Annotated in this window: 9 protein-coding genes and 1 pseudogene; 2 read left to right on the top strand and 8 right to left on the bottom strand. The window is 38.9% G+C overall.

What is annotated here, in order from left to right:
* The 8 genes from RT269_RS28060 to RT269_RS28025 form a co-directional block, all read right to left on the bottom strand.
* Positions 1-402 (bottom strand): sugar ABC transporter substrate-binding protein (locus tag RT269_RS28060; protein WP_313187660.1); only part of this gene is annotated, 402 nt, incomplete at its 3' end.
* A gap of 27 nt (positions 403-429) precedes the next feature.
* Positions 430-1,395 carry an ABC transporter permease gene (locus RT269_RS28055; protein ID WP_313187659.1) on the bottom strand — a complete coding sequence of 322 codons (966 nt, stop codon included), beginning with the start codon at positions 1,393-1,395 and terminating at the stop codon, positions 430-432.
* Between the two features lie 14 nt (positions 1,396-1,409).
* Complete coding sequence (locus tag RT269_RS28050) at positions 1,410-2,903, bottom strand: sugar ABC transporter ATP-binding protein (protein WP_313187657.1); 1,494 nt, start codon at positions 2,901-2,903, stop codon at positions 1,410-1,412.
* A complete protein-coding gene (locus tag RT269_RS28045; RefSeq protein WP_313187655.1) occupies positions 2,900-5,008 on the bottom strand; it encodes a BadF/BadG/BcrA/BcrD ATPase family protein in 2,109 nt (702 codons plus the stop codon). The genes RT269_RS28050 and RT269_RS28045 overlap by 4 nt, the downstream gene beginning before the upstream one ends.
* A 4-nt stretch (positions 5,009-5,012) precedes the next feature.
* Positions 5,013-6,134: an ROK family protein gene (locus RT269_RS28040; RefSeq protein WP_313187653.1), complete on the bottom strand. Its 1,122-nt coding sequence runs from the start codon at positions 6,132-6,134 to the stop codon at positions 5,013-5,015.
* Positions 6,135-6,885: 751 nt separating this feature from the next.
* Positions 6,886-7,458 carry a nitroreductase family protein gene (locus RT269_RS28035; protein ID WP_313187652.1) on the bottom strand — a complete coding sequence of 191 codons (573 nt, stop codon included), beginning with the start codon at positions 7,456-7,458 and terminating at the stop codon, positions 6,886-6,888.
* Positions 7,459-7,491: 33 nt separating this feature from the next.
* A complete protein-coding gene (locus RT269_RS28030; RefSeq protein ID WP_313187651.1) occupies positions 7,492-8,337 on the bottom strand; it encodes a pirin family protein in 846 nt (281 codons plus the stop codon).
* Positions 8,321-8,755, bottom strand: a complete 435-nt coding sequence (locus tag RT269_RS28025; protein WP_313187649.1) for a MarR family winged helix-turn-helix transcriptional regulator — start codon at positions 8,753-8,755, stop codon at positions 8,321-8,323. The genes RT269_RS28030 and RT269_RS28025 overlap by 17 nt, the downstream gene beginning before the upstream one ends.
* A 648-nt stretch (positions 8,756-9,403) precedes the next feature.
* Here RT269_RS28025 and RT269_RS28020 point away from each other — a divergent pair.
* Complete coding sequence (locus tag RT269_RS28020; protein WP_313187647.1) at positions 9,404-10,786, top strand: IS3 family transposase; 1,383 nt, start codon at positions 9,404-9,406, stop codon at positions 10,784-10,786.
* 136 nt (positions 10,787-10,922) lie between these two features.
* Positions 10,923-12,121, top strand: a pseudogene (locus RT269_RS28015) (IS256 family transposase).
* Positions 12,122-12,283: the final 162 nt, after the last annotated feature.

The following is a 12,283-nucleotide window of genomic DNA, read 5'->3' as shown; positions in this document are numbered from 1 at the left end:
CAGAATTGGAATATTGGATTCATTTGCAGATTTTACAATCTTCTCCCCTGATCCTGAATCAACAGAGCATATTGCAATTAAATCCACACCTTTTACAATAAAATCTTCTGCCTGAGCAAGCTGTTTCGAAGCATCCCATTGTGCATCTGCATATTCAATCTTTACGTTATTCTCTTTTGCTGCTGCATCAATTCCTTCTTTTGTTGCTACAAAATAACCTGTCGGGCCTGGAAGTAAAACTGCAATTTTATACTCGTCTTTTGCCTCACCTGCTGCCTGTGTTTCTGCAGCCTTTGTAGCTGCTGTTGTTTCTTCTTTGGCCGGGGCAGAACAAGCAGTCATACCTGCTGCCATCACCGTTGCTAAACCTAGTGCCAATACCTTTTTCATTTGCTTCTTCATAATATTCTCTCCTTCTCTTTTTGGGGCTTAGCTTGAAGCCAGCCGCTTTTTACTAAATGAATCTGCTCCCACTGCGATTAAAATAATTAATCCTTTAAATATATATTGAAAATACATATCTACACCGAGTAAGTTAAAACTATTATTGATCACACTCATTAGCAGCACTCCGATGACTGTTTTCAATACAGATCCAGATCCGCCTGCAACAGAAGTTCCCCCAATTACTACCGATGCAATCGCATCCATATCATAGCCATCTCCTGCTGCCGGACTGGCTGTACCCATTCTGCCTACCAGTACTATCCCGGCCAATGCCGCTAAAACTGAGTTGATTACAAATACCTTTATTTTATAAGAGTCTACATTGATTCCATTTAATTTACTGGCTTCTTCATTGCCGCCAACAGAATAGACATATCTTCCAAATCGTGTTTTTGTAAGAATGATAAAAGCTATGGCAACTGCTGCTGCAAATATGATAACAGGAATCGGAATCCCAGCCACATATCCATTTCCAATGGTATCCAGTACCGGAATTGTTCTTGTGATGGGATACCCTCCGGTAAACATCAGCATGGAACCTTTCACCACACTTACCATTGCCATGGTTGCAATGAGGGAAGGAACATTAATTTTGGCAACTGCAATACCATTTATAAGTCCTACCACAGCACCGATCCCAAGAGCTGCCATAACAGCAATCGCTACCGGAACCCCATTCCCCATTGTTATCAGTTTCATTGTTACCGCACCTGACAAAGCAGCTACCGCCCCGACTGAGATATCAAAGCTTCCTGATATAATTACAAATGTCATTCCTGTTGCGATGATTCCGATGATGGAAGACTGCCGTAACAGGTTTAAGATATTCTTTTGAGTTGCAAATGCCGGAGTTGCAAATGAGATGACCACACACAGCAGAATAAAACCTATTACAACACCATATTCCCGAAAATTCATCTTTTTCAGTACACCCATTTTATTCTTCATATCACCCTTCTCCTCTATACATCAAATATCTTATCCATAATTTCCTGAACTGTAAGATTGTCATTAGTCAACTCACTGACAATCGTTCCATCTCTGACTACCAGCACCCGGTCTGCAACACGGATCACTTCCTCTAAATCGGACGATATAAATATGACCCCTATTCCATGTCCTGAGAATTCCTCAATCGAATGAAAAATGTCTTCCTTCGCCGCAATGTCAATTCCTTTGGTAGGTTCGTCATAAATAATCAAATCCATATCCTGATTCAACCATTTAGATACCACAACCTTCTGTTGATTACCGCCGCTAAGTTCTTTTACTTTTTGCTTTACATTACTGATTTTAATGCCCAGTTTCTTTTCTGCAAATTCAGCGAATTCTATTTCTTTTGCTTTATTTAAGAATCCTGACGTCTTAAACTTATCAATCTGAACGGCCGTAGAATTTTTATATATTTCCTGTCCCAGTATCAGGCCAAGATGCTTTCTGTCTTCCGGAATAAAACCGATCTTATGTTGGATCGCTTGTTTAGGCGATCTTACCTTTACAGCTGTTCCATTCATTAACACTTCACCGCGGTCATAATGGTCTACCCCATAAATCAGATTAATGATCTCCGTTCGTTTAGAACCAACCAGGCCGGCAAATCCTAACACCTCACCTTTATGAACCTTAAAGGATACATCTTTTACCACATTTCCCCGGCCAAGATTTCTGACTTCCAAAACGGGTTCGCTGGTATAATCTGCATGAAAGGTCTGTTTTTTTCCTGCAATATTGCTGTTGTCAATACCAGTCATCAACTGAGTAATCTTTTCTTTTGTAAGGTCCTTTACATCATAGCTTCCGACCATAATGCCATTTCTCATAATGCTGGCGCTGTCACAATTCAGAAAAATCTCATCTAAAATATGTGATATATAAATGATGCTTTTACCAACCGCTTTTAGCTTTGCTATAATTTCAAAAAGACTTGTTTTCTCATTATTAGTAAGTGAAGTTGTTGGCTCATCCATGATAATGATCTCAGTATCACAGGATACTGCTTTCATAATCTCTACCATCTGCTGCTTGGCAATGCTCAGCTTAGACACAATCACATTTGCAGGTATGTCAAACGAAAACCGCTGGCAAATATCTTCATACTCTTTTTTCATCTCTTCTTTTTTTAAAAAGATGCCGGAAACCACTTCTCTGCCAAGAAAGATATTATCTATTACCGACAGTGTAGGTACCAGGCTTAGTTCCTGATAGATCACACTAATGCCTGATTGCTTTGAATGATAGCTGTCCTTAAAATTTATCTTATCTCCTCTTAAGTAAATTTCACCTTTGGTTGGCGCATGAACACCGCCCAGTATTTTAATCAATGTAGATTTTCCCGCACCATTGGCACCTAAAAGAGCTCTGACCTCACCTTTTCCCAATGAAAAGTCAATGTCATTCAACACTTTTACTGCCCCAAAATCTTTATAAATGTGCTTCATCTCTAATATCTGATTCATTGCATTTCACCCCTGCCTCCAAAGCAATGGTAGACCGCCTCAATATTTTCTTCAGGTGCCGATAGAATATCCCAGGATAACACAAAGCCTTTAATATTGGTTTGAGACAGACTATTAATAGTATCTTTTATATATTCCGGATCTGCCGGTACAACATCCTTAATTCTGTTGACTTCAATTCCGCAATATACCGGTATATCCATACGCTCCATGATGTCAAGTTCTGATTCCACAAAATCAAGATCAAACCGGTTGTCCCCGCTTGACTTAATTCCAAGCAGCTGATCAAACTCTCTCCTTACCGTATCAGCATCAATATTGGTAGTACCTGACAGGAAGCTGTCGTATTCAAATGGAAGTCCTGCCGGAGCACAGGTAATCCGATACATCATAGGTTTCATAAAATCGGTTAATCCTTTAAGTCTTGACAGATCCTGTCCGGTAAAATGGGTTAAAAAAGGTGATAACACATCCATGCCGATCTTTAGGCCCTGTTCCCTGAAATAACCGGTAATTTCTTTTAACGAGTCATAGATAAAGTCTGCTTTACAGTTGAAAAATTTTTCCCAGATCGGATTATCAAACCGATAGCTTCCATCTTCATAAGTTAAACATTTTAACGGGTGTCCGTCATATCCTTCCAGCCCATCAATAACTTTGTCCATCTCCATTCGTAATTCATCGGCATCCAGTTGTTTTTCCTGATACTTTTTCATACATTCAGGGCAGAAACAGCTAAACACTCCGGTGATTTTATTGGAAAAGGAAGAATACCTGATTTTATCTAAAAATATTCCATCAAAGCCAATTTTACTAAAATGTTTTTCATAAATATGTTTTACGCTCTCTCTGTTTTGTTTTATATTAGGACAATAAAACTCGAAATTTTCTCCGGCTTTCAACTGATAACTTTTTACTTCCTCACCCCGAAAATCCTGCAGGAAACTTACCGGTTCCAGCAATCCTGTCTCTGAAAAAACTGGCATCCATAGATATAATTCTGCTTGATACTTATGTACCAGTAGCTTTATCTTTATATATAGTTCCTCATCGACAGACCATCCGATAATTACCTTTGTCACTCTTATCTTTTCAAGTATTGGTTTTAATTTACTTTCCACTTCTTCATATGTAGTCTCTTTACTTAAATATCCTCCGGTAAATATCTGAAGGACAATTTCTTTTTTCTTCTCCAGCAGCCGCTGTGCTAACTTTATCCCTCCAAAGGATGGCTTATTCTTCTGAATATAAAACTGAATATCCTGATCAGGAATAAATTGTCTGATTTCTGATGCAAGCATGTCTTGATAAATCTTGCTTTTTAATACTCCGCCTGAAAAAACAATCTTTGGGACCTCTGATAAATCCATTTGTTTTACCATACCCGCAACCTGATCAGCCAATTGTCTGACTCCGTCTTTTAATATGTTTATGGATAATTCTTCCTGCTCTTCGGCTGCCTTTACAACTTCATAAGCCAGACCTGCAATTTGATTCATATCTTTAATTTCTGTCACAATATATGGAAGCTCTGTATAACTCTCCGCCTGGAAATAGCCTTTGACCTGTTCAAATACAGGTGAATATGGATGACAGTTATCACAATAAAGAAGAGTTCTCTTAAGTATCTCACAGCCAATCCAATAACCGGATCCAATATCACTGAAATGGTAACCCCATCCTCCTGAACGTCTGACCTCCCCCTGTTTATCTATCCCAATTACAATTGAACCGGTTCCTGCAATTACGACTATTCCCGGTCCCTGGGTCTGTGCATAAAATGCCAGTACCCCATCGTTGCATAGATGAACATTGTCTTTTGTAAACCCCAGACTTAAAATCCGGTCAAGAATTGTCTGATAATCATTATCCGAATCACAGCCAGACATTCCAAACACTCCCATTAAAATATCATCAGGCGTAATTTTATATGTCTCTTTTAGCTGTTGGATTCCTGCCTTTAGCTGGTCATAGGATTTATCCCCTCCTACTGACTTGATGCTGGTGGATCCAGTTGTAAAGGTATCTATCATATTCCCTTGCAGATCACTGATATAAAATTCTGTTTTAGTTCCTCCCCCATCTACTGATAATAAATATTTCATTTTATTAACCTCGCTTTTTATTAGATAATGAATAGGAAGAAGTACTTTCCCTGATGCACATACGAATTACTCCTTGAATACTGCTTTTGCTTAAATCTGCCGCATTTATTATGGAGGGAACATTGCTTTCATCCACCCAATTTGCCAGCTCCTGTTCTATCTTTTGACAATCATGTTCTGTCAGACAGCTATGCTTCATCACGATAATTTCAGGGTTTAAAACGCAGATAACACTTAACAGGCCTTCGATAATTGTCCGAACCAGCATATCTTTATATAGCTCTTGCTCTGACAATCCGGAGGATTGTTCCATTGCCTCAGTGATTAATGATATTTGTGTTTCAAAGTTGCCTGTGTATCTGGTTACCTTCCCTTTTATAGGAAAATACTGCTTTACCGGTATGTAACTTAATTCTCCGGCAAAGTTACTGGAACCTTTAAACAGCGACTGATTAATGATAAATCCTGATCCGATTCCCTGATCCAAATAAATCAAAGCCATGTTCCTGACTTTATTATTCTGATACTCTGTATTATAAATTCCTAATGTAGTCAGATTAATATCATTCTCAAGCAGAACCGGAAGCCGATATTTATTTGATAAAATATCCGAAATATCTTTTCCCTCCCAGGACGGGATATTGGGAATATTGGTAATGATACCCTTTTTTACAACTCCAGGAACACCAATTCCTATGGCTTTTATCTTATGATCACCGCACCTTTCAATGAGACTGTCCAGCGCTAAATATGTATCTTCCATGACCTCTTCATAGACATCCACTCTGGTAGGGAATTCCTGCTCATAAATTAATTCACCTATGGAATCTGAAATGGCTCCAATATAATGATTCTTATAATAATATAGACCGATATAAAAATTTGCTTCATTATTAATTTCATAGAACATTGCTCTCCTGCCACCGGTGGATTCACTGGCTCCACTGACTTTTACTTTTTCCTCCTGAATCAGGATAGCAACTGTTTTATTTACAGTGACCAGACTTAACTGTGACCGTTTGGCTATCTCTGGTTTTGTGATTGGACCATTGCTTCGAATAATTCCTTCTACCACATCTTTATTTAATAATTTTATTACACCTGGTTTTCCAACCATCTCGCTCATAATTTAGTCCGCCTTGTACTTACTTTATAAACTTTATTAATTAACTTGCTCTAATTATAGCAATTATGATTATACTTGTCAACTTATATTAATATTTTTGTATAAAATATTCTAATTTTAATTGTAATACTTATGCAGTACATACAATCATCTGCACTTTTTTTATAATTGCTTTTAACTCACTGTATTCTCTTATGAGGTTCTTAAGATGCTTCTGTCAGCGTAAAATCATATCTGCTTTCTGGACCTTTATGTTTCCCCATCGGCCCCATTTGGTAGGTAGTTCCTATTACGGTGAGCATAATGTTATATAGTTTATTAAAAGCTAAATAGAATACAAATCAACATAGTCAATAAGATATGCCTAGCTTTTATGCTTTTATGCTTTTATGCTTTTATGCTTTTATGCTTTTATGCTTTTATGCTTTTATGCTGTCCCCTACTTCTGTGGCGTAAAATCCATTGCTGCTTTGGTGTTCAACATTTCACTCTACCGGAATGAGCCCGAAAATGCCCTGCTTTTAAGGATGAGGAGGGAAGGTAGTTATACTATAGAATATATTTTTTGAGAATATTTTAGACAATAATGTGACGTGCCGCTATGATGAACTTTAAAAGTTAGCCTGAGAAGGTGAAAAAAGAGATAAACGGTACCCCTAGCCAAGAACATTAAAAGAGAGAGTCTCTTTTTGTGTTCTGCTATCTGGGTACCGTTCATCCCTAATGCCAAATTAGAAATGGAAATCAATTATTATTTTTCAATTTGAACCCTTTTGGAAATGTCTTCCTTCTCTTTTAAATCAGGTTCTTTTACAATCCCTCCGAAAGGCATTTGGGCAATTAGCAGATAGCTTTCCGGCAAATCAAACAGTTCCCGGACCTTCTGATCTATAACCGGGTTATAGTGCTGTAAGGAAGCGCCGATCCCTAATTCCCGCAGCCCGCTCCAGATGCTTATTTGAAGCATTGCACTGGACTGCATCGCCCAGGCTGGAAAATTGTCCGCATACAGCGGAAAATGTCCCTGTAATCCTTTTACGACCTCCTGATCGTAGTAATAAAGAATTGTTCCTGCACCAGCTTTAAAGCTGTCGATTTTTTCTCTTGGGACCTGGCCTCCGAAAGCGTCATAGATAGCGTCCCATAATAATTCCTGCTTTTCTCCTAACGCCACAACAATGCGGGAGCTTTTCATATTAAAAGCATCAGGTACCAGTTCTGTTAATTTTTCAATCCGTTCGATGACTTCACCGGCATCAACAGGAAGTTCTTTATTAATGCTGTAATAGCTTCTTCTCTTTTCTAATGATTCAATAATGCCCATTTTAATTCCTCCTGATCTAATTATAATATTTTATTAGTTGTCATATGACATTTTCTTTTGTAAAAACGTTCCCTTATCCAGATCTGTAAAAGCTTTTTGCAATTCAGCTTTCGTATTCATTACAATGGGACCTCCCCAGGCAATAGGCTCTCCTAAAAGCTCTGAGCTTAAAAATAACACCTGGGCATTCTTCTCAGTACTTTTTATCTCGACCTTGTCTCCAGAGGTAAGCTTTGCTGCTGTCTTCTCTCTCACCAGTTCTCCTCCGACAGAAACCTCTCCTGATAAGGTAAAGATCATAACTGAGCGGTTTGGCTCCGTATCTATGGATATAGAAGCGTTAGGATCAAGATGGATATCGTAGTAATCCAGAGGGAGATATCTGCCTGTATATCCTTTACTGTCCTTATATTGACCGGCAAGTAGTCTCAGTTTTCCATCTCCTAGATTGATCTCTTCAATCTCATCATTTTTTATGCTGTGATAAGAAGGAGCGGTCATCTTATCTTTTGACGGTAAATTTAGCCACAGCTGTACTCCAAGCATTCGTTCTGATGCAGGTAGTTTCTCTTCATGCAGGATTCCGGAACCTGCTGTCATCCACTGAACTTCTCCGTCGGAAATAGAATCTTCATTCCCTAAACTGTCCCTATGAACCATCTTCCCGCGGTATACATAACTGATTGTTTCAATGCCCCTATGCGGGTGCATGGGGAATCCGGCTGTATAATCATCGGGATTTATACTGTCAAAGGAATCCAGCATCAAAATGGGATCGTATTCTTCCATTGTATCATGTCCTAATACCCTGACCAGGTTTACACCGGCACCGTCCTGGGTTCTAAAGCCTCTAACCTGTCTTTTAATCTTTCTCTCCATTTATCTCATCTCCATACTTTTTTAATAACATTGCCAATTGTACTTTTTCTTCGTCAGTCCAATGAGCCATTAACTCAATAACCCTGGCTTCATTTCTAGGGTAGACCTGACCAATCAACTCTTGTCCCTGAGCTGTGATATGGAGAATGCATCGCCTCTTATCCTTGCTGTCCGCTTTTCTTATAAGATACCCTCTTTTCTCAAGGTTATTTATAATAAGAGGAATGGTTCCGCTGGAACTTAGGATTTTTTCCTGTACCTGACCTATGGTCATGTCTCCTTTGTGGTATAGTGCCTCTAATACGGCAAATTGGCCCATGGTTAGATTGTACTCTGAAAAAATCTTGGTTGATTGTCGGTCAATATAGTTTACAGCCCGATGGAGGCCTATTAGGATTTTTAATTCTGTCTTTGCCATTGCTTCTCCTATATTATCTCTATGTAGTTATATATTACTCTATGTAGAGGTAAATTGCAAGAGGTTAAATTATAAGAGGCTAAACTTTTAGTAATCAGCATCGTACTTAAGAAATATCTTATCCGGGATGAGATAAGTACATCCCTGTCCAAATTATACATTGTAGATTGGTTCCTAGCCACTTAAATCCTGCATTTAGTATCTCTGTCAGGATTACGTAATCATCTGTCTTCTGTCAAGATGTTTACATAAGGAAAATACATTGTAAATGATATAGACATGCAAGGTGCTCTTTCGCATAAATTCCATCCTAAACTCACTTTTTCACTTAAGGACATGGATAAATTAGCGGCACTTTGTTTCCTGATATCCCACTTATGATAATAACTTTCTGTCACTTACAATTTATGGATTTGCTTCCACTTACTCTGCTATACAGCGTTAGATGACGTATATTTAATTTTGCTAATTCAATTTCATATAAACAGACAAGGTCTACAGCTGTTTGGTAAAGTAAAGTCACCAACCAAATCTCACAAAGGAGTCTATAGAACATGTCTGATAACATTACAACAGGAATTTTCACACCAGATAAGGGGATGCGGACATAAAGTTGGACACCAATGAGACTCCGAAAGGAGCAATGAAGTGTATTCAAAATATCAGAGAAACAAAGCATTACAATTATATGATCAATGTAACTCTGTCAGTAAAGTCATTCATCAGTTAGGATATCCAACTCGAAAGAGACTCTACGATTGGATTGCTGAGCGTGACGCTCCGCCAAAAAGCAAAACCAAAAGACGCAAATTTAATAATACTCCAAATCATCCCAGACATCCGTCCCTAAAACTTAAGCTTGATACAATTCATCGTTGCTTTGTGCTTGGAGAGAATGTACAATTAGTTTCAGAAGAAATTGGCTATAGCAGAGCAAGTATCTATATATGGCGTAAAAAGTACATTCTGAAAGGGGCTGTTGCACTTATGAATACCGATGACGATCCACGAGGCAATTTACCGGAAGAGATACCTGCCTCCAGTCCGGAAGTAGAACAATTGAAGCGGCAAATGCAAGAGATGCAGATGGAAATAGATATTTTAAAAGGAACACTTGATGCCCTAAAAAAAGACCCCGGCGTCGATTTGACCACTCTCAGGAATCGAGAGAAGGCAGTGATGATTGATGCCCTGAAAGATAACTATTCACTGCCATTGCTGCTACAGAAACTAAAGCTGTCAAAAAGCAGTTATTACTATCAGAGGAAACGTCTTGCATGCACTGATAAATATGCAGAATTAAGAAATCGTATCAAGGAGCTGTTTAATGAAAATGGTGGTAGATACGGATACCGGAGAATCCATGCATTACTAGCCAAAGAAGGTACTTGCGTATCAGAAAAAATAGTACGAAAGCTCATGTCTGAGTGCGGGGCAAGAGTCAAAGTAAAACGTCGAAATAAGTACAGTTCATACAAAGGAGAGATTACACCTGCAGTACCTAATATCATCCAGCGTAATTTTCATGCAGATATGCCAAACCAGAAATGGCTGACTGATATCACGGAGTTTGCCATTCCTGCTGGAAAAGTATATTTGTCGGCGATCATTGATTGTTTTGATGGAATGCTTCCCGCCTGGAATATAAGCTCGGTACCCGATGCCAGCCTCGTCAACAGCATGTTGGATCGTGCATGTTGTACTCTTAATAAAAAGGAACATCCAGTCATCCATAGCGACCGTGGATGCCATTATCGATGGCCAGGCTGGATATGGAGGATGACACAATCCGGTCTTCAGCGTTCCATGTCAAAAAAAGGTTGTTCTCCGGATAATTCTGCATGCGAGGGATTCTTTGGACGCCTGAAAAATGAAATGTTTTATAACCGCAGTTGGTCAAAGGTGTCGATAGCAAAGTTTACAGCAATTCTTAATGAATATCTGCTATGGTACAATGAAACCAGAATTAAAGTCTCACTAGGAAATATGAGTCCATTGGAATATCGGCAAAGTCTGGGCCTGGCATCATAAACAGTCCAAGAAATTGTCCGCACCTCCTAACGTATATTTAATTTCGCAAATTCAATTAAATAAAAATGGACATGTTCCATAGCCACTTGGTAAAATAAAGTTACCACACCAAATCTCACAAAGGAGGCTATGAAACATGTCTGATAACATTATACAGCTAAATGAGGAAATAATCAAAACAGAATTAAAAGATTTAGTTCGTTCCAGTGTGGAGGAAACTCTCAATGCTCTGCTTGATAGAGAAGCAGATGAATTGGTCAACGCCGAAAAATATGAGCGTTCCGGGGAGCGTCAAGGGTACCGATCCGGTCATTATCAAAGAAATCTGGTTACTACATCAGGTGAGGTGAAACTTAACGTACCAAAGCTTAAAGGAATTCCCTTTGAAACTGCTATTATTGAACGTTATCGTCGGAGAGAGTGCTCTGTTGAAGAAGCGCTAATCGAAATGTATCTTGCAGGTGTATCCGAGCGCCGTGTGGAAGATATCACCGAAGCACTTTGGGGAACTAAAGTATCTCCAGGGACAATTAGCAACTTAAATAAAAAAGCTTATGAGCATATCGAAACCTGGAGAAATCGTCCCTTAAACGGTGGGAATTATCCTTACATATTTGTTGACGGTATCTTTCTAAAATGCTGTTGGGGTAGTGAATACGAAAATGTTTCTATTCTTATAGCTATAGGTGTAATGAAGCAGGATACCGTGAAATCATAGGAGCCTCCGAGGGAATGAAAGAGGACCGGGAAAGTTGGAAAAACTTCCTTATTGAACTAAAAAGCAGAGGCCTTAAAGGTGTCCGCTTAATTGTTGGGGACAAAAACCTTGGAATGCTGGAATCAATTCCACAAGTGTTTCCAGATGCCAAATATCAGCGATGCACCATATATTTCTATCGAAATATATTTTCCATTACCCCACGAAGCCGAATAAAAAATGTAGCAAAAATGCTAAAAGCAATCCATTCCCAGGAAAGTAAGGAAGCAGCACGCCAAAAAGCAAAACAAGTGGTAGAAGAACTTCGAACAATGAGGCTTAAAGAGGCAGCTAAAAAACTGGAAGATGGAATTGAAGAAACATTAACATACATGAACTTTCCTTATGAACACTGGAATCGTATAAGAACAAACAATACCATAGAACGTCTGAACCGTGAAATAAAGCGACGCACAAAAGTAGTAGGAACATTCCCGGATGGCCAGTCCGCCCTAATGCTAGTATGTGCTCGGCTTCGCCATGTGGCAGGGACCTGGTGGGGGGCTAAACTATATATGTATATGAAACTTCTTGATCAAATGCAATCTGCTGAAGAAGCAGATCACATAGCCGGTTAACATTCCGGTAACCAAATGGTTAAAATGAATTTGCGAAAAATCCTTGACAGTACCAATAAAACGGTTTAAATGAGCCAGTCTTATTGACATGAAAAAAACAGCGTTATAAATCGGGTAGGAGGTAGATAATTATTTTATCTACCGTCCTCCCACACCACCGTA

The organism is Lacrimispora sp. (genome assembly GCF_032078915.1).
Taxonomy (GTDB): domain Bacteria; phylum Bacillota; class Clostridia; order Lachnospirales; family Lachnospiraceae; genus Lacrimispora.
This window is presented reverse-complemented; position numbering and strand designations above follow the sequence as displayed.

What these genes read in the sequence shown, in the direction of transcription:
- RT269_RS28055 (WP_313187659.1), bottom strand. Translation starts at nt 1,395, where the DNA reads ATGAAGAATAAAATGGGTGTACTGAAAAAGATGAATTTTCGGGAATAT.
- RT269_RS28050 (WP_313187657.1), bottom strand. Translation starts at nt 2,903, where the DNA reads ATGAATCAGATATTAGAGATGAAGCACATTTATAAAGATTTTGGGGCA.
- RT269_RS28045 (WP_313187655.1), bottom strand. Translation starts at nt 5,008, where the DNA reads ATGAAATATTTATTATCAGTAGATGGGGGAGGAACTAAAACAGAATTT.
- RT269_RS28040 (WP_313187653.1), bottom strand. Translation starts at nt 6,134, where the DNA reads ATGAGCGAGATGGTTGGAAAACCAGGTGTAATAAAATTATTAAATAAA.
- RT269_RS28035 (WP_313187652.1), bottom strand. Translation starts at nt 7,458, where the DNA reads ATGGGCATTATTGAATCATTAGAAAAGAGAAGAAGCTATTACAGCATT.
- RT269_RS28030 (WP_313187651.1), bottom strand. Translation starts at nt 8,337, where the DNA reads ATGGAGAGAAAGATTAAAAGACAGGTTAGAGGCTTTAGAACCCAGGAC.
- RT269_RS28025 (WP_313187649.1), bottom strand. Translation starts at nt 8,755, where the DNA reads ATGGCAAAGACAGAATTAAAAATCCTAATAGGCCTCCATCGGGCTGTA.